Annotated in this window: 27 protein-coding genes; 17 read left to right on the top strand and 10 right to left on the bottom strand. The window is 53.6% G+C overall.

Annotated elements, in window-relative coordinates; translation table 11 throughout:
- The first annotated feature begins 82 nt into the window (after positions 1 to 82).
- Together CIP100161_RS10330 and CIP100161_RS12215 are read left to right on the top strand one after the other, a co-directional pair.
- A complete protein-coding gene (locus CIP100161_RS10330; protein ID WP_155874164.1) occupies positions 83 to 1441 on the top strand; it encodes an FAD-dependent oxidoreductase in 1359 nt (452 codons plus the stop codon).
- Positions 1442 to 1558: 117 nt separating this feature from the next.
- On the top strand, positions 1559 to 1786 hold the full coding sequence (locus CIP100161_RS12215) for a GNAT family N-acetyltransferase (RefSeq protein WP_269472957.1): 228 nt from the start codon (positions 1559 to 1561) through the stop codon (positions 1784 to 1786).
- A 4-nt stretch (positions 1787 to 1790) separates the two neighbouring features.
- Here the strand turns inward: CIP100161_RS12215 and CIP100161_RS10340 are convergent, their stop codons facing one another.
- Positions 1791 to 2687 carry an ATP-grasp domain-containing protein gene (locus CIP100161_RS10340; RefSeq protein ID WP_155874166.1) on the bottom strand — a complete coding sequence of 299 codons (897 nt, stop codon included), beginning with the start codon at positions 2685 to 2687 and terminating at the stop codon, positions 1791 to 1793.
- A 31-nt stretch (positions 2688 to 2718) separates the two neighbouring features.
- On the opposite strand from CIP100161_RS10340, the gene CIP100161_RS10345 reads away from it, so the two are divergent.
- Both CIP100161_RS10345 and CIP100161_RS10350 read left to right on the top strand, forming a co-directional pair.
- The gene (locus CIP100161_RS10345) at positions 2719 to 3219 is read left to right on the top strand and encodes a phosphoribosyltransferase (protein WP_003853372.1); all 501 of its coding nucleotides are present in this window, start codon (positions 2719 to 2721) and stop codon (positions 3217 to 3219) included.
- Between the two features lie 18 nt (positions 3220 to 3237).
- Positions 3238 to 4125 (top strand): hypothetical protein, encoded by an 888-nt coding sequence (locus CIP100161_RS10350; protein ID WP_155874168.1) that lies wholly within the window; start codon positions 3238 to 3240, stop codon positions 4123 to 4125.
- On the opposite strand, the gene CIP100161_RS10355 is transcribed toward CIP100161_RS10350, so the two are convergent.
- The 7 genes from CIP100161_RS10355 to CIP100161_RS12395 all read right to left on the bottom strand — a co-directional run bounded on the left by CIP100161_RS10355 (position 4122) and on the right by CIP100161_RS12395 (position 10755).
- A complete protein-coding gene (locus tag CIP100161_RS10355; RefSeq protein WP_155874170.1) occupies positions 4122 to 5552 on the bottom strand; it encodes a disulfide bond formation protein B in 1431 nt (476 codons plus the stop codon). The genes CIP100161_RS10350 and CIP100161_RS10355 overlap by 4 nt on opposite strands.
- A gap of 354 nt (positions 5553 to 5906) precedes the next feature.
- Complete coding sequence (locus CIP100161_RS10360) at positions 5907 to 7418, bottom strand: SdrD B-like domain-containing protein (RefSeq protein ID WP_155874172.1); 1512 nt, start codon at positions 7416 to 7418, stop codon at positions 5907 to 5909.
- Positions 7376 to 8260, bottom strand: a complete 885-nt coding sequence (locus CIP100161_RS10365; RefSeq protein ID WP_155874174.1) for a hypothetical protein — start codon at positions 8258 to 8260, stop codon at positions 7376 to 7378. The genes CIP100161_RS10360 and CIP100161_RS10365 overlap by 43 nt, the downstream gene beginning before the upstream one ends.
- Before the next feature lie 417 nt (positions 8261 to 8677).
- Entirely contained in the window at positions 8678 to 9967 is a 1290-nt protein-coding gene (locus tag CIP100161_RS10370) for an adenylosuccinate synthase (protein WP_155874176.1), read from the bottom strand.
- A 116-nt stretch (positions 9968 to 10083) separates the two neighbouring features.
- The gene (locus CIP100161_RS10375) at positions 10084 to 10281 is read right to left on the bottom strand and encodes a hypothetical protein (protein WP_155874178.1); all 198 of its coding nucleotides are present in this window, start codon (positions 10279 to 10281) and stop codon (positions 10084 to 10086) included.
- A 16-nt stretch (positions 10282 to 10297) separates the two neighbouring features.
- A complete protein-coding gene (locus CIP100161_RS11915; RefSeq protein WP_174775781.1) occupies positions 10298 to 10507 on the bottom strand; it encodes a hypothetical protein in 210 nt (69 codons plus the stop codon).
- A gap of 116 nt (positions 10508 to 10623) precedes the next feature.
- Entirely contained in the window at positions 10624 to 10755 is a 132-nt protein-coding gene (locus tag CIP100161_RS12395) for a hypothetical protein (protein WP_269472950.1), read from the bottom strand.
- Between the two features lie 257 nt (positions 10756 to 11012).
- Here CIP100161_RS12395 and CIP100161_RS10385 point away from each other — a divergent pair, with 257 nt between their 5' ends.
- From CIP100161_RS10385 to dmpG, 4 genes are all read left to right on the top strand, one after another.
- The gene (locus CIP100161_RS10385; protein ID WP_155874180.1) at positions 11013 to 11948 is read left to right on the top strand and encodes a 3-carboxyethylcatechol 2,3-dioxygenase; all 936 of its coding nucleotides are present in this window, start codon (positions 11013 to 11015) and stop codon (positions 11946 to 11948) included.
- A gap of 121 nt (positions 11949 to 12069) precedes the next feature.
- Positions 12070 to 12843: a 2-keto-4-pentenoate hydratase gene (locus tag CIP100161_RS10390; RefSeq protein WP_155874182.1), complete on the top strand. Its 774-nt coding sequence runs from the start codon at positions 12070 to 12072 to the stop codon at positions 12841 to 12843.
- 10 nt (positions 12844 to 12853) lie between these two features.
- Positions 12854 to 13777: an acetaldehyde dehydrogenase (acetylating) gene (locus CIP100161_RS10395; RefSeq protein ID WP_155874185.1), complete on the top strand. Its 924-nt coding sequence runs from the start codon at positions 12854 to 12856 to the stop codon at positions 13775 to 13777.
- 13 nt (positions 13778 to 13790) lie between these two features.
- On the top strand, positions 13791 to 14804 hold the full coding sequence (dmpG, locus tag CIP100161_RS10400) for a 4-hydroxy-2-oxovalerate aldolase (RefSeq protein WP_155874187.1): 1014 nt from the start codon (positions 13791 to 13793) through the stop codon (positions 14802 to 14804).
- On the opposite strand, the gene CIP100161_RS10405 is transcribed toward dmpG, so the two are convergent.
- Positions 14805 to 15590 carry an IclR family transcriptional regulator gene (locus tag CIP100161_RS10405; protein WP_232053147.1) on the bottom strand — a complete coding sequence of 262 codons (786 nt, stop codon included), beginning with the start codon at positions 15588 to 15590 and terminating at the stop codon, positions 14805 to 14807.
- Positions 15591 to 15693: 103 nt separating this feature from the next.
- Here CIP100161_RS10405 and CIP100161_RS10410 point away from each other — a divergent pair, with 103 nt between their 5' ends.
- Positions 15694 to 16548, top strand: coding sequence for an alpha/beta fold hydrolase (locus tag CIP100161_RS10410; RefSeq protein WP_155874191.1), 855 nt, complete (start codon positions 15694 to 15696; stop codon positions 16546 to 16548).
- Between the two features lie 349 nt (positions 16549 to 16897).
- Here CIP100161_RS10410 and CIP100161_RS10415 read toward each other — a convergent pair whose 3' ends face one another.
- A complete protein-coding gene (locus CIP100161_RS10415) occupies positions 16898 to 17740 on the bottom strand; it encodes an MFS transporter (RefSeq protein WP_155874193.1) in 843 nt (280 codons plus the stop codon).
- 304 nt (positions 17741 to 18044) lie between these two features.
- On the opposite strand from CIP100161_RS10415, the gene CIP100161_RS10420 reads away from it, so the two are divergent.
- From CIP100161_RS10420 to CIP100161_RS10455, 8 genes are read left to right on the top strand one after another with little or no spacing between them, the layout of a single operon-like run.
- A complete protein-coding gene (locus CIP100161_RS10420) occupies positions 18045 to 19385 on the top strand; it encodes an aromatic ring-hydroxylating dioxygenase subunit alpha (RefSeq protein ID WP_155874195.1) in 1341 nt (446 codons plus the stop codon).
- A 32-nt stretch (positions 19386 to 19417) separates the two neighbouring features.
- Positions 19418 to 19762: a non-heme iron oxygenase ferredoxin subunit gene (locus tag CIP100161_RS10425; protein WP_155874197.1), complete on the top strand. Its 345-nt coding sequence runs from the start codon at positions 19418 to 19420 to the stop codon at positions 19760 to 19762.
- A gap of 12 nt (positions 19763 to 19774) precedes the next feature.
- Positions 19775 to 20983 carry an NAD(P)/FAD-dependent oxidoreductase gene (locus CIP100161_RS10430; protein WP_155874199.1) on the top strand — a complete coding sequence of 403 codons (1209 nt, stop codon included), beginning with the start codon at positions 19775 to 19777 and terminating at the stop codon, positions 20981 to 20983.
- Positions 20984 to 20988: 5 nt separating this feature from the next.
- Positions 20989 to 21549: an aromatic-ring-hydroxylating dioxygenase subunit beta gene (locus CIP100161_RS10435; RefSeq protein ID WP_155874201.1), complete on the top strand. Its 561-nt coding sequence runs from the start codon at positions 20989 to 20991 to the stop codon at positions 21547 to 21549.
- A 13-nt stretch (positions 21550 to 21562) separates the two neighbouring features.
- On the top strand, positions 21563 to 22381 hold the full coding sequence (locus CIP100161_RS10440; protein WP_155874203.1) for an SDR family NAD(P)-dependent oxidoreductase: 819 nt from the start codon (positions 21563 to 21565) through the stop codon (positions 22379 to 22381).
- Complete coding sequence (locus CIP100161_RS10445; RefSeq protein WP_155874205.1) at positions 22378 to 23991, top strand: acyl-CoA synthetase; 1614 nt, start codon at positions 22378 to 22380, stop codon at positions 23989 to 23991. Before CIP100161_RS10440 ends, CIP100161_RS10445 begins: the two co-directional genes overlap by 4 nt.
- Before the next feature lie 2 nt (positions 23992 to 23993).
- Positions 23994 to 24308 (top strand): hypothetical protein, encoded by a 315-nt coding sequence (locus CIP100161_RS10450; protein ID WP_155874207.1) that lies wholly within the window; start codon positions 23994 to 23996, stop codon positions 24306 to 24308.
- Positions 24305 to 24727 carry a PaaI family thioesterase gene (locus tag CIP100161_RS10455; RefSeq protein ID WP_155874209.1) on the top strand — a complete coding sequence of 141 codons (423 nt, stop codon included), beginning with the start codon at positions 24305 to 24307 and terminating at the stop codon, positions 24725 to 24727. Before CIP100161_RS10450 ends, CIP100161_RS10455 begins: the two co-directional genes overlap by 4 nt.
- The last annotated feature ends 13 nt before the right edge of the window (positions 24728 to 24740 follow it).

Here is a 24740-nt window from a genome sequence, read left to right on the forward strand (position 1 = left end):
CGCCGAAACTCAATTAACCCACGTGAACGGGTTAAATTCAGAGCATTTACACCTGACCTCTATCACTAGGAATGTGACATTTATGACTGAACCTTTGCGCGTCGCCGTCATCGGCTCCGGCCCCGCAGGCATCTACGCCTCCGACCTCCTCACCAAAAACAACCCCACCACCACCATCGACCTCTACGAACGCATGCCCGCCCCCTTCGGGCTCATCCGCTACGGCGTAGCACCAGACCACCCACGCATCAAAGGAATCATCACCTCACTCCACAACATCCTCAACAACCCCAACATCCGCCTTATCGGCAACATCACCATCGGCACAGACTTAACCATCAACGACCTACGCCACCACTACGACGCCATCATCCTCGCCACCGGAGCCACAGCAGACCGCAACCTCACCATCCCAGGCGCAGAACTTCAAGGCTCCCACGGTGCAGCAGAATTCGTCGGCTTCTACGACGGCAACCCCGACTTCCACCGCACCTGGGACCTCACCGCCACCGACGTCGCCGTCATCGGCGTCGGAAACGTCGGCTTAGACGTTGCCCGCATCCTCGCCAAAACCGCCGACGAACTCCACACCACCGAAATCCCCGACAACGTCTACCACACCCTCAAAAACAACCAAGCCACCACCATCCACGTCTTCGGCCGACGCGGACCAGCACAAGTCAAATTCAGCCCCCTCGAACTCAAAGAACTCGACCACTCCCCCACCATCGACGTCATCGTCAACCCCGAAGACATCGACTACGACGACACCTCCATCACCACACGACGCCAATCCAAATCCCAAGACCTCGTGTGCCAAACACTCGAAAACTACGCCATGCGCGAACCCACAGGAGCACCCCACAAACTCCACATCCACCTCTTCGAATCCCCCGTAGAAATCCTAGGCACCAACGGACACGTCACCGCACTACGTACCGAACGCACCGAATACGACGGCAACGGAGGAATCCGCGGCACCGGAAAATACACCGACTGGCCCATCCAAGCCGTCTACCGCGCCGTTGGCTACCGCTCCGAACCCATCAACGACGTCCCCTTCGACACCACCAACCACGTTATCTACAACGACGGTGGACACGTCACCACACAAGACGGCACCATCATCCCAGGGCTCTACACCACCGGATGGATCAAACGCGGACCCGTAGGACTTATCGGCAACACCAAATCCGACGCCAAAGAAACCACCGAAATGCTCATCAACGACTGGGAAACAGGACAACTCACCCCAGCCGAAAACCGCAACCCCGACGCCATCCTCGACGTGTTAAAACAACGCGGCATCCCCGTGACCACCTGGGACGGCTGGCACGCCCTTGACGCAGCAGAACGTGAACTAGGACAAGCCGAAGGACGCGAACGCAAAAAAATCGTCGAATGGAACGACATGCTCCACCACGCAGCCAAGAAGGACTAACCCACCGTGCAGATCACGGTATCCCCACTGCGCGACCTCCATGCTCTGGAGGTCCATGCACTCTACAAACTGCGCGTCGACATCTTCGTCCACGCGTAGCAGTGCCCCTACGCAGAAATCGACAACACCGATGCCCTCAACACCACGCAGCACATCCTCGCGTGGGACGACAACGGTGACCTCCTTGGCTGGGCCCGTGTGTTTTCAGGTGACCACGGCATCCACATAGGACGATTCGCTGTGATCCCCCAAGTACGAAAAACGAGGACTGCACACGAGATACTCACCCGAGCCATCGAACTCGGCGGAAACTACCTCGAGGCACAATCCCGCACACGCCCATGAAGCGCTAGCCCTCCAGCTCAGATACCGCTGCGCGAGCCGACTCCCATGCTTGCTCAGCAGTATCTGCCGTAGCAAGAGCCACCGCCAACGTCTGCCCCACCACCACATTGACCTCCGGCATAGCCAGCGCACGCGCAAGACCTGCACGCGGAACCTCATCAACCCCCACCGACGACATTGCGCCAGGACTGGTCAGGGTGACGTCGATAGGCAACCCCAACAGCGCACGCGCATGCAAATCAAACTGGCCAAACCGCTGCGTCGCACACGTAACAAACCCCGTCAACGACGGCCCAATCGTGACATCAGAGAAATACACGTCATCCCCCTTGACAAACATCTCCACCACGAACAAGCCACGGCACCCAATCGCATTCGTAATACGCGCAGCCACACTCCGCGCATTATCCAACGTCGCAGCACCCAACGGGAACGGCTGCATCCCCTCACTGATCGGCTCACAATACCACGTAGCCAACTCCCCCGTCGCAGGGTCCACAGAACGCACCGCAACCATGCTGATCTTGCGATCAAAATCAACAAAATTCTCCACCACACACTTGCCACGCCACTGCACATCCTCGGGCGAACGCACCACCTCAACCGAATCCCCCTTCACCACACAAGGGAAACCCAACTGAGCCGCAGCAACCTCCAACTCATCCGGATTAGAAGCCACTGCATAACGCGGCACCGGAAGCCCCAAATCCCGCGTAGCCTTCTGCAACAACGCCGCACGTGACCAACGCGGCACCCCCACCGAAATCGAACCATCCGGATCAGCATCAGTCACAACAATGCCCAAACGTTCAAAAGAAAACCGCAGTTCCCGCACCAAATCGGGGTCGCCAACCAGAGAAACTTTAGTGGCATTATCTGCGATGAGCTCAGGAGTAAACATTTCTTTAGCCTACATGCGCTAAAGTTCGACTATGGCTTACCACGCAGATTCAGCAGATCTTGAAACAAAGGAAATCCTGACCTGGGAAGGATTCGGCATTGCTAATCGTGAACTCGCGCAGCAAATCGTAGACAGCGACTACACCCCCGACATCATCGTCGCCGTCGCCCGCGGCGGCCTCGTCCCAGCCGGCGCACTGTCCTACTCCATGGGCATCAAACTATCCGACGCCATCAACGTAGAGTTCTACACCGATGTCAACGAAACCCTCCCTGACCCAGTCCTCCTTGAGCCCCTGCTTGACACCAACTCCATCAGAGGCAAAAAGGTGCTCGTCGTCGACGATGTCGCCGACTCCGGCCGCACTCTCGACCTCGTGCTCAAACTGCTCGAAAATCACGGCGCAGAAGTACGCTCCGCAGTGATCTACGCCAAGAGCCGCTCCATCGTCGCCCCGAACTACATCTGGAAGCGTACCGACGAGTGGATCGTGTTCCCATGGTCTGCTGAGCCACCAGTGACCAAGGCCTAGGGGCTGCCTGCCCCCTGAATGGGGGCAAGTTGGCCGGCACTTCACACCAAATCTGGTCGAACCGACCCAAAAGACGTGATTTGGTGTGAAGTACTGCTAGCTTTTCCACTTATGGGGGTAACGGGGAATAACTACACCAAGATTTTTCATCGCATGTACTGGGACGGCACTCCTACGCCGACGCAGTTGGCGCAGGAGCTATCCAAACACGGATTAGCAATCACGGGCATAAGCTTGTGGCAGCTCTACCACGGCACGCTGCAGTTTCCGATCCATGTTGCTACCGAACGGCAGCTCAAGTCCACGCAGTGGGTCACGTTTCATCGCCGCAAGCAGCTGCGGTGCTGCCCAGCAGGCGTCTTCTGCGTTGAGCACCCGGTGCTAGCGATCACTGGTCTCAGCGACGCCCAAGGCATTGAAACTTTAGAGGGCGCGTATGCGAAGGCTCAGGGGGCAAAGTTTGCGGCTGAGCACGCTCGGCAGTATGTGCCACAACGCAATCGCGAGCTGCTGCGGCGCGCGGTGGTGGGCGTGGATAGTCCACCGGAGAAGTTGCTGATTACGGCGTTGCGGGAGGAGGGTATCGATTGCCACGCGAATGTGTTGGTGGGTGATTATCGCTGGGATATTCAGTTGGATCGCCACCGAGTTCTTATCGAGGTCGATGGCTTTGAGTTTCATCGCTTTAAACCCGAGGATCAGGACGTGTTTGTGCGCGATCGGTGGAAGACTAACGACGCCACCCTGCGCGGATACCTTTGTTTGCGTTACGCGGCACGGTCGGTTTATCGCCACACTGCTGTGATTGTGGACCAAGTGCAGGCAGCAATAAGGGTAGCCCCTACGCGGGGCTACCCTTTTGATGCGTCCGCGATGTGGCATCGCGGGTGTTGGAAGTGGAATTAGAGCTTCACTTCGTGGACGGTGTCACCGTCGAGAATGTAGGCGCGGTCCTTCACGATGGCAAGGTCGGAGCCTTCTACAGGAAGGTTAGCTGCGTCCTTGACGGTGAAGTCCTTCATGTTCACGCGAACGAGGCAGTTGTGCTGCTTGGACAGCAGGTAGAGGACGTCGCCACGCATGTCGGCACCGACTGGATAGTAGTCGCCATCGAGGACGCCTTCGCGGACCAGCTTGTTGTCCTTCTTGGAGAACTCGCTCACCACGATCTGCTCGGCGCGCTCGTGAGGAACGCTCACGGTGATGAAGGTGTCGCTCTTAGCGTCGGAGGCAACGCTCATGGTGTATTGCATGCGTGCGCGGATAGTGCGCAACTCTGGGCGGCCCTTGGAATCGAACAGTGGCATCACGTCGCCGGAGGACTCGAGGAAGTCCTTCCACGCGATGTAGTCGTCAACATCCTTGGTTACCAACGCACCGTAGAGGGTCTTGTTCTGCGCGATACCAGCTAGGCCACCAGGCTCGAAGAAGGCGGCGTCGACAGTGTTGTGGATGTCCGAACCATTAGGAACATCGAGGTGAGCAAACGACGTTGCCTCGTCGAAGTCCTTAGTAAAGAACAAGGAGCCATCCTGGGTGACCAAGCCGAACTGCTCGCCATCATGAGCGATACCAGCGAACTCGCCACCAATGCCGATCTTCTTCGAAGAAACCAGCTCCAACTTCTTGCCGTCTACAGGCGACTCATCGAAATCGAAAGTGCCAGGTGCTGGTGCATTGAACTTATGCAACCGAATGTCAGACAAAGACTCATACTGGTGTTCCTTGTCCCAGTACTTTGCATTCTGCGCAATGTTAAAGGTGAAACGAGCCGGGTCGCCAGCACCGGCATAAGGTGGAATACCGTTGCCGAAGAGGAACTGCACACAGTTAGAGCACGTAATTACAATAGCGACGATCGCAACGAAACGGGTAGCAGGACCGAAATCCTTGACCTCAGCCTCAGAGGAAATGAACTCCTGCTGGAGTGCCTTATCCTTGCCGATAAAGATCAAGCCAATGGCAAGCACGCCGATAACAACCCAGTAGACCAAGATGCCCCACGTGTAGGTGTGCACACCGAGCACCGCGTCGCCGAAGCCCTGACCCAAGTCAGCATTAGCACGGCCACCCCAGTGGCGGACCGTGGTGTAAAGGTAGTAGAAGGCCACCAAAAGCAAAGTGACAATGTAGCGCATACGTGCGCCATAACGCAGGATAAAGACACCCAAAGCGCCGATGAGAACCATGCCGAAACGCTCATTACCACACAAAATACATGGGGCTTCACCGTGGAAGAATCCAAGATAAATGTTGGCGACACCGACGGGGAACGCCATGATAACAAATACCGCAGCGGCAAGAATAAAGCGGAAAACCTTAGCATTAAACATTTAGAGATTCACCGCCGGAACAATCGACGTTGCAGAGCCCATAAAAAACATCAGAGCAGACATAGCAAACGAAGCTACAAGTAGGCCGAATGCCAATTTCTCTTTATGCGGCTTGAGTAGCACCAAAAACAGACTCGCTGCACACAAGCTATAGAAAACAAACTCCACGAAGAAGCCTTTCCTAGAAGGGAATTAAGGACTCTTCAAGCATAATTCGCACATCACAGAATTCTAATTTTTGTTAATTAAATAACATTCAAACAATCGTGATAAGTCAACTATTTTCTATTTAAAATAATTTAATGGGGTCCCCCTAACACGAGAGGAACCCCATTGTTGTAAAGCTACGTTCTGTTAACTATTTTTACGAGACCTTACCAAGAAAACGCCAGCAGTTATGCAAGCAATTGCCATCGCTAAGATCCCAAGAACACCCGCACCTGTAGCAGCCAGTTGTTTGTTAGCAGGTTTTTGTGATGTAGCTTGCTGCTTACCCGGCTGCGACTGGGAGGAAGGCTCCTGCTGCTTCGTCGACCCCTGCTGCGGAGGCACAGGGGATGTCGGCACCGCACTGCTTCCTGCATGTCCGCCGATAAGTGGAATCAACGGGATTACAGCTAAAGGAATCAACGAAAGCCACCACTTACCATCCCAGGGGGCATCAGTTTGCACGAAACCGAAATCAAGGGAGTTGTCAACAGCACCGTCAACGGACATCATCTTGCCAGTTTCTGCCCAACCGGTTGAGGAATCCATTTCAACATCGTTACCACTTGCGGCAACAGTTGGCTCATACCCTTCCGGATAATCACTAACAACAACCTTATATTTTTGCCCCTCTGTAAGTATAGGAAGATTACTAAAACGGTATTTACCGTCATGCTCAGTAACAACCTTTTCTACAATTGCACCGCCTATGTCAGTTACCTGCTGACCATCCGGGCCTTGCAGTTCGAGGGTTACTCCAGCCAGGCCTTTCTCATTTTGATCCTGAACGCCGTTAGCGTTAGCGTCGAACCATACATAGTCTCCGACTGAAACCGAACCAGGCTCAGCGACAGGTTCTTCTTCCTTGACAAAACCAAAATCTAGCGTCAGATCGCTATCCCCGTCCTTAGACAAAACGGTTGCATCAGATGTCTTGGTAGAAGAATCTTTCTCACGTGCATTACCGACCTCCGCCTGAGTGGGAACGTAACCATTCGGAACCGTCCCAACTGTTACACGGTATCGCTGGTTGTCTTGAGGAATCGGAAGATCTTTGAACAAATACTTTCCGTCCGCACCGGTTTTCACAGTACGAACAGGTTGTCCATGGACATCCGTTACCGGCGACCCATCTAGGTAAGAAAGCTCAAGCTCTACATCTGCTAGCCCCTTTTCATCCGAATCTTGAATGCCATTTTTATTTGCATCGATCCAAACGAAATCACCAACAGACACCGAGCCCTTCTTCTCTTCCTTAATAAATTTGAACTCAGCGGAATCCGATGCATCCTCAGGAGGGCGGACCATGCCTACGAAGGCACCAGATGCCTGCACAAACGTGTACTCAGGCACTAGACCATTCCCATAACCAGCTATAAACCTAGGTTTATCTTTTACAACCTGCTCGGTAACCTTTTCTCCACATGGGTTCTCAAAAATAAAATCAACCTCGACAGGATACTTGGGTAAAATCCATTTTTCCGAAAAGAACGGTGGAACTTTATCAGTCACCACTAGCTCCCCAATCTCGTAACCGGGGAAATCTTGGGATTTTTTAGGCGTTATTCGCTGCAAATCCTTATATTTCTGGCCGTTGACTTTAACCTCACCGCGAATCAGATTTGGAGTAAGTCCCTTATAGCGATACGGGAGCGCCACAAAATCTTCCGTGCTCTCAGGATCTGAAAAACAGTCACATTTTGCAACCAATAGCTTGCGTCATCTTTTGTTAACTGAGTTTCATAATGCGCTTCCCACTTACACAAGCCTTTACCATTGTTTTCAATGAACTTGTATTCAATATTATCTTGCAGCTCGATGTCAGCTAAGCGCCCCGAAACAACCTCCATCTTGCCCGAAGCAAAACCGTCCCCCGAAGTCCCAGCAACTACCGCTGGAACTTTTATATCTATCGACTCAGGCGGATTCCAAGGGCCATGCTTATCCCAGTTTGAAGAGTCATTTTTCCACTGATAGTGCTGAGGGTTATTTACCCTAGCTCCGCTCTTATCCATGTCTAGGTACTCTGCACCTAAAACAACACGCCAAGAGTGGTCATCCCCTTCGACCTTCTCAATCTTCGAGTCCGCCGGAAGCCCTTCAACTTTTGGAAGACCATTGACATCTTTATCGAATGGCACTTGCGGATTTTCGGTTAGAGTTAACCGCATCCATCGCTGAGCGGTTACGTTGTTGGGGTCATTCGGGAAGCCCGTTTTCACCTTATACTCATAGGCAACGTGGTCACCTACTTTCACGGTCTTTTCGCCGCCGGTAACCGAAGGCTTTAACTGTTCTAGTTTTTCTTCACCAATTACATTACGACCATAATTATCGTTGTATGCACTTGGTGTACGTGGTGAGGGAACAGAAGGTTCCGCTGAGGCTTGACTCGATACCGTTGCCAATGCAGCGCCTACACTAAGCGCAGTTACTAGCGACAGCGCTTTGCGCGATAATCGTGAGGATTTCAGAGATTTTGAGGGTTTGTGGCATTCCATAAGGGCACACCTACTCCAATTATAGTGAGAGGAACTACATAGCCGTTGGAAATAGCGACATTTCCGCAGACAAACTACAAGCTCAATGCTTAAATATAACCTTAGAGCTCTGGTAGGAAAGTATCAAAATTAATGAATATGAGCAACCGTTTTTACAACAAAAGCAGTTTTTTCAAGCATTACTTAAGTTTAAAATAATAAAAGAATAAAAAATTAATTAACTGAAAGTTAAAATAATTATATATTGGTTTATTTTATCCCAATCCCTTTAATCGAACTCGGATATCATATCGCCGTGTATCTACTATCTACATAAAAAGATATCTATTCAAAGATGGGGTTGCGTAACTTAAATCTATTTTTAAGTTACGCAACCCCATCTTTGAATAAAGCTACACTCCTACCTTCGGCTGCTCCTTAGAAGGACATTACATCGTGGCACACGATAGTTTGATCGCGTCCTGGGCCAACACCAATGTAGGAGATACGGCAACCGGAAAGCTCTTCAAGGCGACGAACATAAGACTGTGCCTTTTCCGGCAGATCATCGAAAGTCTTGCAACCGGTGATGTCCTCATCCCATGCAGGCATGGTTTCATAGATTGGGGTGGCGTGGTGAAAGTCGGACTGTGTCATCGGCATTTCGTCGTGACGCACGCCGTCGACGTCGTAAGCAACACAGATCGGAATCTCACCAATGCCAGTGAGCACATCAAGCTTGGTCAAGAACAAATCCGTAAAGCCATTCACGCGGGAAGCGTAGCGAGCCACCACGGAGTCGTACCAGCCGCAACGGCGCTTACGTCCGGTGTTCACACCGACCTCGCCACCGGTGGTCTGCAGGAACTCACCCCACTTATCAAATAGTTCGGTTGGGAATGGGCCAGCGCCAACGCGGGTAGTGTAGGCCTTAATGATGCCCAGAGAGGAGGTAATACGGGTGGGGCCGATACCGGAGCCCACACACGCGCCGCCCGCGGTTGGGTTGGAGGAGGTGACGAATGGGTAGGTGCCGTGGTCAACGTCCAGCATGGTTGCCTGGCCGCCTTCCATGAGCACGTGCTTGCCTTCGTCGAGACCACGGTTGAGCTCCAGCTCGGCCTCGATGACCATGGGGCGCAGGCGCTCGACGTAGCCGAGGAAGTACTGCACCATTTCCTCAGCGACAATAGCCTTACGGTTATACATCTTGACCAAGGTCTGGTTCTTCACATTGAGCGCAGACTCGATCTTTTGACGCAGGATGGATTCGTCGAAAACGTCTTGTACGCGGATACCTACGCGGGAGACTTTGTCAGCGTAGGTTGGGCCGATACCGCGTCCGGTGGTGCCGATGGCGCGCTTGCCTAGGAAGCGTTCCTGAACACGGTCGAGGATCTGGTGGTATGGGGCCACTAGGTGGGCGTTTGCGGAAATGCGCAGGCGGGATGCGTCGCAACCGCGGGCGATCAGGCCGTCCATTTCTTCAAAGAGGGCTTCGAGGTTGATCACAACGCCGTTGCCGAGAATTGGGGTTGCATTTTCTGAAAGCACACCGGCTGGCAGAAGTTTGAGTTCGTACTTCTCGCCACCAACAACCACGGTATGTCCCGCGTTATTGCCACCGTTAGGCTTTACCACGTAATCGACCTGGCCACCGAGGATGTCGGTTGCCTTGCCTTTACCTTCGTCGCCCCACTGGGCTCCAACAATAACGATTGCCGCCATCTTCTTTTACGTCACTTCCGACTTGTTCGACGCCGTCCGAATCGCACGGACGGCTCATTGACGTTGCCTAAGTCTACTTCACTTCCCCGCCGCCATGCCATTACATGGCTAACACCTCAGCGGGCTGCGCGTTTTAGAGGCCGAAAATGAAGGAGAAGAATTGACGAATCAGCCGCCAAATCATGCTCAAAAAGGATTTCTTCTTGGTGTTCGTTGGCACGGTTTCCGCCGCTTCGCTTAGCGACGCTTTCCTTAACAATGGCCGCTGCTGCCGCCACTGCGACCGGCTCCGGATCGTTGACGTTGGTGAACAACCAACCAGGCGCAGGACTATCTGGCTGTGGTGCAGTAGGCCCTGCCTGGACGGAAGTAGAAGTTAACTCGGCCAGCTTTTGCCACCTGGGAATCAACGTGGATTTCTGGGAGCTTATACGTGTACTTATCTCCAGCTTCAGTGCGCTGGAATGTATCGCCACTGACGGTAATCGCCTGAATGCCATTGACCTCGCTCAGCGGCAAAGCTGTATCATTTCCTGCCACGTGAGCCTTGGAAACCTTAAGCGTAATCGGGACGACAATATCAAGGCTTAAATCTTTAATATCGGCGTTTTTAATTTTCTACATTGTCCTTTTTAAAGATTTTAGGCAAGGTGAATTCACCCAGGACAATGCGGTGGGAACTGTGCGGTAACGACTGGTTCAGCGTTGGCAACGGCTACCACTCTGCCGAGGGCTATGCCAGCGGTGACAGGGGCGGCCATACCAGTGCGAGGCGCGTTGAGAGACATTGGAGCTTACTCCGAAGCGGAAGTATTTTCGGAAATATGTCACATTAACGCCACCACTTAGCCAAAACCCCTTACGTAAACCCCAGAGTTTATCCCCACATACGTGCACCCTTTCGCAGGGGTGGAAAAGTTCCCGCAACGCTAAGCGACTAATAGCCCCGTGTTCCAATGGCCGGAACGCGCCGTTGAGCCATAGCAAGGGACAACCCATAATGAACCCACATTGTGATTCACGCAACACGTTAGGAACTTTGCCCATGCCTGCAGCTCTCGTCGCTATGTCGCACAGCCCGCTTCTGCACCACAACCAACCCGCACAGGAGGTGATGGACGAGCTTAATCAGCAGTTTGATCGTATTGCTAGCTTTATTCGTGATTACGCCCCCGATGAGATCGTGGTGTTTTGGCCGGATCATTTTAATGGCTTTTTCTACGAGCTCATGCCCCCGTTTTGCGTCGGTTTTGAGGCGTTTGGCACTGGCGATTACGGTTCCTGGGACAAGCGACTCAATGTGTCGACCACTGCGGAGCCGCTAGCGCAGGCGATCCTTAACGCAAAGGTAGATATTGCCATCTCACGCAATATGGAGGTTGACCATGGTGCAGTTCAGCCTTTGGAGTTAGCCTTTGGTTCTGCTGTGGATCAGCATCCGATCATCCCGATTTACGTTAATGGTGTGGCATGGCCGTTTGCTCCCATCACGCGGGTGCGAGCGATGGGACAGGCGGTGGGCGAGTATTTTAAAAACACTGATAAGAAGGTGTTGTTCATTGCGTCGGGTGGTTTGTCGCATGATCCGCCGCTTCCTCGTTGGCATGAGGCCACAGAGGAACAAAAAGCGATGTTGTTGGATCGTTCGGCACGTACCCCACAGACGCGCGCGGCACGAGAGGCTCGTGTGATCGAGATGGGTAAGAAGTTTGCACGCGGGGAAGCCCCCATTATGGATATCAATCCGCAGTGGGACCAAGAGTTCATGCGGGTGTGTGCCAGCAACGACCCCAAGCTTTTCGACGCCTACCAAGCCGAGTCCATGGAGGCCACCGCTGGGCATTCTGTGCATGAGGTTCGCACGTGGGTTGCTGCAGTATCGGCATTGCACGCAATGAATCCTGATTATTCTTGCGAGCTGGAGTATTACCGCCCTATCCCCGAATTCATTGCCGGTTTCGGCATTCTGATTGCCCACTAGACCTCAGTGGTTGCTCCCCGTGTTCCAGCTACCGGAACACCTGTAGGCGTGCCCCTACCAGCAGTTTTACACTTTTGATCACCGCACTTCCTGCTACTAACCACATTACGAAAGTACCGTTATGACTACTGTCGATCACGTGGCCGCTGATCTTTTCGCGGCGTATTCCACCAAGCAACCAATCGAACCACCGCGCACAACCATTCCCGGTTTAGAGCTCGATGGCGCATATGCCATCCAACAAGCTCAAGAGCATGCCTTTGTTGCGGCGGGGCACCGGATTGTGGGCCGCAAGATCGGGTTGACGTCGATAGCCATGCAACAACAGCTGGGAGTAGACAGCCCTGATTTTGGGTTCTTTAGCGACCAACAACTCTACCACGCAGGCAATGCCATTGAGGTTTCGCAGTTTATATCCCCCAAGGTTGAACCTGAGTTGGCCTTCGTTCTAGCAGCCGATATCAGTGCCACTCCCACTATGGAAGAGGTCATCGCCGCGGTGGGCTCGGTACACCGCGCGGTAGAGATTATCGATTCCCGCGTCCGCGACTGGGATATTCGCTTAGTAGACACCGTGGCAGATAACGCATCTTGCGGTGCGGTGGTCATCGATGATACGCCGATCGATGTGTCCGCAGATCTTTTACCCACAATTCCGGCGCGCATGTTTATTTCTGGGGAACTTGCTGGTGAAGGCACAGGTGCTGCGGTGATGGGGCACCCACTGGCTCCTTTAAAGTGGCTGGCTGAGGTCTTAGGTGCTCAGGGTGTGGGACTTAACGCGGACGACATTATTCTCACTGGCAGCTTTTGCGGGGCGGCTGCAGTTGTCCCCGGCCAAGAGGTCACCATCGATTACGGCACGTATGGCTCGATGAGCCTGACGTTTGTTTAGGAGAGGCTTTATGACGAAAAAACTTACTGCTGCCATCGTAGGCCCTGGCAATATTGGCACCGATTTAATGCTCAAGTTGCTGAAAAATTCCGAGCACGTGGAACCAAAATTCATGATTGGTGTGGACCCGAACTCAGATGGGTTGCGCCGAGCTGCAGACCATGGTCTTGTCACTTCGGCTGAGGGAGTGGATTGGTTGTTACAGCAGGATCCACTACCGGACCTAGTTTTCGAGTGCACTTCAGCTACCGCCCATACCGTACATGCTCCGAAGTATGCGCAGGCGGGGATTCGCGCGATTGATCTCACCCCTGCTGCTGTAGGCCCGTATTTGTGTCCTTCAATTAATTTGGATGATTTGGTCGCGGTGGACAATGTCAACATGATTACCTGTGGCGGCCAAGCCACTACGCCTATTGTGAAGGCCGTTTCGCAGGTAGTTGATGTGGATTACGCGGAGATTGTGTCGTCGATTTCTTCACGTTCGGCGGGTCCCGGCACCCGTGCCAATATTGACGAGTTCATTGAAACGACGCAGGCTGCCGTCGAAAAGCTTGGTGGGGCGCGTAAGGGCAAGGTCATTTTGATTTTGAACCCCGTGGAGCCGCCAATGCTCATGAGGAACACGGTGTACTGTGCGCTGCCAGCACAGGCGGGCACAGATCAGGCGCTGCAGGAGGATATTCGGACGTCGATTGAGCGCATGGTTGCGTCGGTGCAACGCTATGTGCCGGGCTACCACTTGACCGCGGAACCGCAGTTCGACGAGGCCCGGGATGATTGGGGCGGCTGGGCGCGCGTGACCGTATTGATCGAGGTCAAAGGTGCCGCTGACTATTTGCCCGAGTTTGCCGGAAACCTAGACATTATTACCTCCGCGGCCGTAGCCACCGCTGATCGCTACGCGGAAATCTTGGCAAACACTCAAAGCTAAGGGAACTCACACCATGACCGACAAGAAAATTCGACTCAACGACACCACGCTTCGCGACGGCTCCCACGCCGTGCGACACCAATACACACCCGAACAGGTACGCGCCGTCGTTCGCGCGCTTGACGACGCCCACGTGGAAATGATCGAAGTCACCCACGGCGATGGCCTCGGTGGTTCCACCTTCAACTATGGTTTTTCCAAAACAAACGAATTCGACCTCATCGAGGCCGCCGTGGATGAGGCTCGCAACGCAAAAATCGCAGCCCTCCTGCTGCCCGGTCTGGGTCGTGTGGACGATATAAAAGAAGCACACAAGCGTGGCATTTCCATGCTGCGCGTGGCCACCCACTGCACTGAGGCTGATATTTCCATTCAGCATTTCCAAGCCGCCCGTGAACTCGGGTTAGAAACCGGCGGGTTCCTCATGCTTTCGCACCGCGCGGCCCCACAAAAACTGGCCGAGCAAGCCCGGATCATGGTCGATGCCGGCTGCCAATGCGTATTCGTTGTTGATTCCGCAGGCGCGCTCATCATGGAAGAAGCCAGCGACCGTGTGGCAGCTGTTCTCGATGAGATCGGCTCCGACGCCCAAGTGGGTTTCCACGGCCACCAGAACATGAGCTTCGGCGTAGCAAACTCCGTTCTTGCAGCTAGGGCTGGTGCACAACAGATCGACGGCACCCTCTATGGGTTGGGCGCTGGTGCAGGTAACGCACCTATTGAGGTGCTGGCCACCGCCTTTGAGTGTCTGGGGTTCAACATCGGTGAGGTGGACGTCGCAGCGCTGCAAAATGCCGCGGAAGATGTGCTACTTCCTATGGTTGATCGTCTCCCTATGATGGATCGAGCGTCGATCATCCAAGGGCAAATGGGTGTGTACAACTCTTTCTTGTTCCACGCCGAACGCGCCGAGCAACGCTACGGGGTTCCCGCCCACGCCATCCTGCGTGAGGTTGGTCGGCGCGGATACGTGGGTGGCCAAGAAGACATGATCATCGACGTCGCCGTCGCTTTGAAAAACCAGTAACTAACGCACAAAACCCTTCTTTTCTGCTGCGATGTACGCCTTTGTTGCCGCCTGAGTAATCTTCTTCAAAATGGCAACATGGTCCTCAGGGGTAAACGACCCCACGGGACCAGAGACGGACATCGCAGCAACTGCTTCATTACCCAGCCCAAACACTGGGGCGGCCACGCAATGAAGCCCCTGCGTGATTTCCTCACGGTCGTACGCAACCCCCTCATCCCTCACGCGCGCAAGAGTGCGCCGGAGTTCCGTTGGGTCTGTGATCGTCCCCGGTGTCCACCGTGGTAATCCACGCTCAATAGCCTGATCGACCAAGAAGTTATCCCACGCCATCATCGCTTTGCCCACACCGGTACAAAAACCAGGCACGCGCCCACCAATCCGCGAAGGGGCATTCACGCCACGCACCGAGAACAACTTATTGGCGTAGACCACATCTGTGCCTTCCATGTACGCAAGATGCACCGTTGCGCGCGTGCGCTCAAACAATGCAGCCAGAAACGGTGTGAGAACTTCCGACACATGCTCCCCGCGTTTCGACGCCGCCTCGGACGTCAACTCGAAAAATAACGGCCCCAATCGGTACACATCGCCACCGCGCTGCACTGCACCATTGCTCACCAACGTGGCCAACAGGCGATGCGCGGTGGACTTAGAAAGGTTGGCCCGGCGCGCTAGCTCAGAAACACCCACACCCGCGGTATCTTCCGGATTAAAGCACCGAATCAGGCTAAACGCCTTATCCACTGCGCTACGGGTATCGGATGTTGCCGAACTCTGAGTCATGATGTGGGTCCTTCTCATTGCCTTATTTCCCCTGTTTGTTCACATCGTACCGCCTAGCGGAACATCCTCTACCCCTTTTTGAGGCATTTATTAGGGTGGGGCCATGTCGAATACTCAGATACCTACATACACAACCGATTCGTTTTTTGGTCTAGAAGATAAATGGCTTGAAACCGCCCCCGGTGAGCTCACCCACTACCATGAGCTAGGCGAGGGAACCCCCATCCTGTTCCTCCACGGCTCCGGCACCGGAGTTACCGCCGCCGCCAACTGGTGGCTCAACCTCCCCGAGATTTCTCAAGCCGGACGCTGCATCGCCATCGATTCCATCGGCTACGGCCAGACCGTTGTAGCCGAAGACACCCAATACGGAATTAAAGAATGGGTCCGCCACGCAGTGCGCGTCCTCGATGCACTCGGCATTGAAAAAACATGGATTGTGGGCAACTCTTTAGGAGGCTGGCTCGCGTTCCAATTCGCCATCGACTACCCAGAACGCCTCCTCGGAATTATCTCCATGGGAACCGGCGGAGCAAAACTTACCGGCGCGCTCAAAGGACACTCCAACCCCACGCTAACTCCAGAAGGCATCCGCGACACCCTTGAACTTTTCGTCGTAGACAAGAGCCTCATCACCGACGAACTTGTGGAACTGCGTTACCAATCCGCGCTCAACGACACCGCCTCCGACCGTCTCGGCGAAGTCGTAGCAGCTCGCGACCGCGACCGCACCGAGCTCCCCCTCGACTTCGACGTCCTAGCAAAACTCGACATTCCCGTACTGCTCATCCACGGTACTAATGACGTAGTCATCCCCGTTTCACGCACCTGGGACATCCTCAATGTAGTACCCAACGCTGATGCCCACATCTTTAGTCAGTGCGGACACTGGTCCCAGGTGGAGCGCGCCGAAGAATTCAACAAGGTCATCATGCAGTGGTTGAGTACTCGAATCTAATCCTCACCAAACCGCACAGTGAGTAGTTCGTGCCAAAACTTTTTCACCTCTTGATCATTTCCGCAGGTCGGAAATATAAGAAACGGTGAAAGTTGGCACGAACTACTCACGTCTGCGCATGCGCGGCAGCGTATGCGCTACCACCACACCAACCAACAAGCTTGCAGCAACAGTTCCTTAAGGAATTCGCGTGCCCGTGGCAATAGAGCACACCCATACAGGCGATGAGACTGGAGTTGTTCCGAGCCCCGCCAACGTGACAATCACCGTACCGAGCATCAAGATAACGATCCCACAGCACGCAACCCCCAAGCGGCGCCATACATCATGACGCCCTGGGGATTGAGAATTAGGCTTTAACGATAACAGTCTCAGTGAAACGCTCATCATGAGATTCACGATGCGAAGTCTCTTTAGACAGGTATATCGCCAGTGTTGAAACTACAAACAGGAAAGTTACATACAAAGCAACATTAGTGAGTCCATGCTCTGGCGAGATCAAACGGCTTGCTACCAATGGTGCGGTGCCCGCACCTAAAATAGACGCAACTTGGAAAGTAATTCCCGTACCTGTGTATCTGTGCGCAGCATCGAATTTCTCCGAAAGAAAGGCACCAATAGGCCCATATTGTGCCGGCTGAACAATACACACGAGAGCTATAAGTGCAATCCAAATACTCCAGCCCGAACCGTGATCAATCATGCGTACTACCAGCCAGAACCCTAGAACCGATATTAGACCACCAGTGATCATCACTCGACGCCGACCGAATAGATCAGATAGGTATGCAAGAAATGGCATAACAAAGATAGCTATGAGTGAGCCAATTGTAATCATCATTAGACCATCAGCACGTGTTATTGGCTGGGTTGTATTGGCCGTGCGCTCCACAATATAAGGCACCATATAAGATGCCTGCAATCCTTGAATAAACAAACCCGCAGCTCCGGCTAAAGCACCCAAAACCAATTCCTTTGGTGAGTCCTTCAACATCTTGATCAATGGGATGCCAGTATGCACATCTCCACGCGCGCGAGCTGCTTCGAATTCCGGAGACTCGGTTAATCCGGCACGTAGATAAAGGCCCAACACAACAATTCCTGCAGACAATAAGAACGGTACTCGCCAACCCCAATCGCTAACGAAGTAGTGCGAAGGATCGTTAAAATTCTCCCCAGAAATATCGGACATCAATTAACTCATTGATATCTATGGATTCAGTTACACCATTCATGACAGTGGCTCAGCTCCCCTTATAAGAAAATGTGTGTTAGGTAACAAATGTGCTTCATAACCTAAAACGCAATCCCTCACTAGCCCACGCCCGTTCTGCCTGACGGAACACCATGCGTTTTCGTTCCAATTAGCGGAACACCACTGGGCACGCACTCGAAAAACATGACACAGTTCACATCACACGGCGATCGCGAATATGGATCATAGGCATCACCGTTTTCCCGCAAATACTCACGGATAACTCGAAGGAGCTGCAACGATGTGCGATCACACTTCAGCGGATTCTCCGCTTCAACAGCAAACAATCGTCCGCCCCGACAACCTTGACCACACTATCGACGTCAGTGGCATGGTTGATCCGGACAATGGCTACGTGGATCGTCGCATTTTTAGCTCCAAGGCGGTTTATGACCAAAAGATGCGTCGGATTTTTGCCCGTAGTTGGTTATTTATCGGTCACGAGGATCAGTTTAGAAAGCCTGGCGATTTCTTTCAGACATACATGGGTGAAGATCCCGTGATTGCTTCTATGAACAAGAAGCGTGAAATCCGTGTTTTGCTCAACAATTGTCGCCACCGTGGTGCGCGCGTGTGCCGTGCGGATGAGGGATCAACGAAGAACTTTACGTGCACGTATCACGGTTGGTCTTATGACCTCGACGGAAAACTTGTGAGCCTGCCCGGCAAGCAGCATTATCCCGAGGATTTTAAGCAGGAAGACTGGGGTTTGGTCACTGCTCCTCGGGTGGAAAAGTACAAGGGTTTGATCTTTGCTAACTGGGATAAGGATGCAGAACCGTTGGAAGACTGCTTGGGTGATATGAAGTGGTACATCGATGCGTTTATGGATCGTGATCCCGAAGGGACGTGTGTTGTCGGCGGGGTAACCAAGTGGGTTCTTGATGGTAACTGGAAGCTGGCTGCGGAGCAGTTTGCTACTGATTGGTACCACGTGAATATGTCTCATGCTTCCGCACTGATGGTGATGAGTCCTACGGGCAAGGGGCCAAAGAAGGAGATTGCAGAGCGTACTGGGCGCCAGTACACCGACCGCTACGGCAATGGTGCTGGCTTCCCTGTTCATCCTAAGAATCGTTTTGATGCCCAGCCGGTGCATGAGTACTACGACTATGACTTCTTGCGGGATCGTTTGTCGCCTGAGCAGGTTATGGGCCCGCTAACCAATGGTCACGCTACGATTTTTCCTAATTTCTCTTATCTTCCGGTCAATGGTTCGATCCGTGTGTGGCATCCGAAGGGGCCGAACAAGATGGAGGTCTGGTCGTGGACTGTGTTGGATAAGTCCATGCCAGATGAGGTGAAAAAGGCGCAGCGTCTTTATAATCTGCGCACCTTTGGTCCGTCAGGAATTTTTGAGCAGGACGACGGAGAGAACTGGTCTGAGTGTCAAGCGAATGCCCATGCGTTCATGGTGGGTAACACTGCGTTGAATTACCAAATGGGGATTGGCACTGAGGGGGAGCATGAGGGGTTCCCTGGCACTACTTCGGAGTTGTATTCCGATGCGGCTGGTCGTGGTTTGTATCGCCGCTGGCAAGAGCTTATGTCGACGCCCGCGTGGCACGAGACGACTGATTAATTTTCCCGCACTGTTTTTGAGGAGTTTGCATTATGTCTGAGGCTATCAAGGTTGCCAACGTTGACGATATTGAGATGGAAGAGGCCATTGTGGTCGATCCATCAGATTCTGGTCACCCTGTTGCTATTGCGGTGTTCCATACCGAAGATGATGAGTTTTACGCGCTTGACGACGTCTGCACCCACGAGGTTGCGTCGCTTGCCGATGGTTGGATCGAGGGTTCTCAGGTGGAGTGCCCTATGCACGCAGGGAAGTTCTGTTTGAAGACGGGCAAGGTGCTGTGCATGCCCGCTACGCAAGATACCCATACACACAAGGTGGAGGTTCGCGATAGCGAAGTGTGGCTCTACCCAGGTGTCTCGGCAGCTGGCGAATAGGAGGAGAACACCATGAGTAACGTAACGATTGTTGGTGGTGGAATCGGTGGCTTTACTTTGGCCTCGGAGCTACGCAAACGTGGTTGGGACCAAGACATTGTGATTATTGATCCGGCAGGTCTTCCGTATGATCGTCCGCCACTTTCTAAAGAAGCATTGGTGGGCACGAAGTCGCCGGAGGATCTTCTTCTTGCTCCTGAGCAGTGGTACAAGGACAACAACATTACGGTGATCACGGGCGAGGTCACACGTGTCGACGCCGACCAGAAGAAGCTGATTTTGAGCAATGGTGGCGTGACTGATTACGACAAGCTGGTTCTTGCCACTGGTGGGCATGCCCGGCGTGGCGATACGCCAGGTTTTGATGATGACGACATCATTGTGTTGCGCACAACTGAAGATGCTCTTGCGCTTCGTGAGCAGCTTGTCGATGGTGCCACGGTGGGTATCATCGGCGCTGGTCTTATCGGGGCCGAGGTGGCGAGCTCTGCACGATCCTTGGGCGCAAACGTGGTGTTGATTGATCCGGCTCCTATCTCGTTGATCCCCGCTGTGGGTTTTGAACTGGCGGAGCGCCTCCACGGGCTGCATGAAGATCATGGCGTGCAATTTGTTAATGGGATGACCACAGGTGTGGAAAAACATGGTGAGCGCTTCCATGTTTCGGTTGATGGTTTTGACACAGTGTGTGTGGATGCCTTGCTGCTGTGTATCGGATTGGTCCCTGACGAGTCCTTGGCTGATTCTGCAGAGCTGGAATGTGATGGTGGTGTGCTGGTGGATCACGATCAGCGTACTGATAATCCGGATATTTGGGCGATTGGTGATTGCGCCCGTCATAAGAATCCGGATGGGACGTTGGATCGCAGGCATGAGCATTGGGATTCTGCGATGCAGGATGCCCAGGCTGCGGCTGCCAGCATCATGGGCGATGCCCGCCCACAGCGTACTACCTCATGGTTTTGGACTGACCGCTACGGTCACCACGTAGAAGGCGTGGGTTCTATGACGGACTTGGGTACGTCGGTGGTACGCCCCGATGCTGAGGGAAGGCCGGCGGTGGTGTTCCGTGTGGCGGACGATGGCACGCTTCGAGGTGCTGCGTCTATTGACGATTCGATGGCAGTTCGTGCTGCTCGTCGCATTATCGATCGCGGCATTGTTGTAGATCCGGCCCAGTTGGCAGACACATCTATCCCCGTAAAGAAGCTGGCGAGGTAACAAAAATGACTGACTATTTGCGACGCGAAGACATCGAGCTCCACGACCGCGTTGATGCCCAACTATATTACGAGTTGTCCTCTTTCTATTTCGAGGAAGCCGACCTTTTAGACGAAGGGCGCTACGTCGATTGGCTGGATCTGTTTGACGATGATCTGTTCTACTGGGCTCCTACGCGCACCAATCGTTTGCGCAGGCAGCAGGCGTTGTCAATCTCTGAGCCAGGCGGCCTTGCTTTTTACGACGAAACCCGAGAGTCCCTTGCGTGGCGCATTCGCCGTTTTGATTCCGGTATGGCGTGGGCGGAGGATCCGCCGTCACGTACTCGCCATCTGATTACTAATCTTCGGGCACGTCATGCCACTGATACTGAGGGCAACAAGTTTATTGAGGCTCGCACCAACTTCTATGTATGGCGGACTCGCTTAGAGCGGGAACAAGACACATATGTAGGTACGCGTACTGACCTGCTACGGGTGAGCGATCAGGGGCTCAAGGTGTGCGATCGTCACATTCTTCTCGATATCAACGTGCTGGCATCTAAGAACATCTCCACGTTCTTCTAAGAAGGGACTTCTCATGGTTTCCGGTTCGACAGTTCTTATTACTGGTGGTGGCTCCGGCTTGGGTGCGGCCCTAGCTCGCAGGTTTAGCGAGGAAGGCGCCAATGTTGCCGTCCTCGATGTTGATCTTGATAGGTCGCGTGCAGTCGCTGAATCTTTGGATCCTGAACGTGTACTCTCCGTTGCTGCCGACGTCCGCTCGCCCGAGCAACTTCATAAGGCAGTGAGACACACGATCGCCACATTTGGCCAAATCAATACAGTGATCCCTAACGCTGGTATTTGGGATTACAACCGCTCTATTACCAGGCTTTCTGGCGATCAAATCGGCGATATGTTTGACGAGGTCATGAGTATTAACGCTAAGGGCGCGTTGCTCACCGCGGAAGCCACGTGGAAAGAGCTAATTAAAACCAAGGGTTCGATGATTTTCACCCTGTCCAATGCCGCGTTTTATACCGCTGGTGGTGGCCCTTCGTACACGGCAAGCAAGTTCGCGTGCCGAGGAATCATGCTGGAGCTGGCTTATGAGCTTGCCCCCAAGGTGCGTGTCAACGGTGTGGCTGTGGGCGGTATGCGCACCAATCTTTCTGGCCCGCAAAGCGCGGGCTTAGATAATCGCAAGTTCTCCGATGTGATGGATAACCGCCCCGAAGGTGGCAATCCTTATATTCCACTCCACCACATTTCTACTGATCCTTATAACTTCACTGGCCCCTATATCATGTTGGCTTCCGACCGCGACGCTGGGGCGATTACCGGAACCATCATCCATGCCGATGGCGGAATTTCTGCACGCGGCTTCGCCCGAATCTCAGGAGGTGACGACCTATGATCGTCCAAGGTGTAGACCACAATCCAGCAAGTCAGTGCATTAACCCATGTGCCCAAATTAAACGCTTTGCGCAGTACCAACCAGACCTTATCGCCATGGTCTACGAGGACCAAGAGTTCACCTACAAAGAGTTCACTGAGCAGGTGCAGTTGTGGGCTGCGCACCTAGATGAGTCTGGGGTGCGCCAAGGTGACCGAGTGGCCTATATAGGGATGAATTCGTCGTCGTTTATCTTCGCCATGTTTGCTACCTGGTGGTTGGGGGCTACGTTTATGCCGTTTAACTTCCGGCTATCCCCACACGAGGTATCGCAGCTTTTCATGCAGGGCACCCCGCATACCGTCATCGTAGAAGGCAGCCACTTGGCACATGCCCAAAAGGTCTATGGCATCGAGCGCCACCATGTGGTGGTCGTCGACACCGATCCTCATGCACAACCTACTGATCCGGTGCCATTGTATTGGTCTTCTACCTCGCAGATCGGCAATGTAGACGTCTCTCATGTGCGCAAGCCACGGCCAATGACCATGAACGATCTCGCACTCTTGTTGTTTACCTCCGGTACCACCGGTTTGCCCAAGGGTGCACAGTTAACCTTTGGCAACCTGTGGTGGAACTCGGTGAATGTGGACACGATGGTAGATACCCACCCAGGGGATGCCACTCTTGCTACTGCCCCACTGTTTCACGTGGGTGCGCTCAATTCTTTTGCTATTCGGTCTTTCCAGCGTGGCAATACGCTGGTGGTACACCGCCATTTTGATCCCGAAAAAGTCTTTTATGACATTGAGCGCTATCGCGTCGGGTCCACGTTCTTGGTGCCTGCACAGTTGGAGGCAATGTATAACCATCCGGATTTTGCCACCGCCGAGTTGGCGTCGTTACGCGCGGTTATTTGTGCCGGTGCTCCGGTGCCGCCTGCCTTGATTCGTCGCTACATGGATAAAGGGATCGTGGTGCAGCAGGCGTGGGGGTTAACGGAAACCTCGCCTTTTGCCACTTATCTGCCGCCTGTGATGACGGAGAAGAAGATCGGGTCCTGCGGCATTCCTATGCCATACACGCAGGTCAAACTAGTTGACCCTGATACCGGTAAGGATATTAAAGAGCCACACGTGACCGGTGAGCTTTGGGTGCGCGGGCCCAACGTGGCCACGGGGTATTGGAACAATCCCGAGATGACGCAGAAGGCTTACACGGCCGGCTGGTTCCACTCTGGAGATCTGGGTTATAAGGACGAGGACGGATACTTCTATATTGTGGACCGCCTCAAAGACCTTATTATCACCGGCGGCGAGAACGTCTACCCTGCTGAGGTGGAGCGCGTCATCGCAGAAAATGATGACATCTTTGGCAACGCCGTGGTGGGGTTCCCTGACGAGCGGTGGGGCGAAACCATCGTCGCGGTCGTGCAGCCTCGCCCAGGTGCCACGATTACTATCGACGCCCTCCGCGCCCACTGCGAACGCCACCTTGCGCGCTACAAGCTCCCCCGCCACCTTGTTGTTGTCGACGAGATTCTGCGCAATTCCGCAGGAAAGATCGACAAGATCGGGCTGCGCCGCGTAGTAGAAGAAGAACTGACCCAACGAGCTGGAACGGCGGTGTAACAATGCGGTTGATTTCTCAGTCCCCGCTGCGGCACACCTACCCTTTTGGCCGCCACGACATGGAGGTAGACCACAGCGATGCTGCCACCATGCGCACCGAAATCGCCAGCATATTTGCCAACCATCACCAGTGCCGACGCGTCATCGTCGCAGTGGAACAAGGCAACCGCTCGCACATTGAGGAGTGTGAGGCGGCCGGTTTGCGCTACGCCTTGGACGTACAGCTGCGTTCTTTAGAAGAAGTCTCCCTCATGGTCGCAGAACCTGATTGGGTGGCGTGCCAGACCAGCGATATTCACGACTTGGAGCTCATATGACTTTTCACGATCAATGGAATGACTTTTACTCGCGGGTGACGGATGTAGCCCAGACCCTTAAGCTATACCCTATTGCTGGTTCCGAGGAAGAAGTCCGGTTGGGTATGCCATTACACGAGGCCATCACCCAGCCTGCCGGTATGTTTTCTGCCCCGTCACTGTTTGGCCTTGCAGATATCAGCGGTACTTGGCTCGCTATGCACAATGTGCCACAGGGTGTGTTCCCGTTGGCAGTGGCCTCCAGCATTAACGTGGTGTCTAATACGCGAGATGGTGACGTGTATTCGGTGTCGAGAATCGTGCGCGCTGGCCGCACAGTGATTGTGACGGATACCGAGATTTTCTCACAGGAAAACGACACACTCATTGCCAAAATGAGCTGCACGTATTCGGTACCACACCCCAAGAAGGACGCATAGCCTCCTAGCGTGT

The sequence above is a fragment of the Corynebacterium rouxii genome (assembly GCF_902702935.1).
Taxonomy (GTDB): Bacteria; Actinomycetota; Actinomycetes; order Mycobacteriales; family Mycobacteriaceae; genus Corynebacterium; species Corynebacterium rouxii.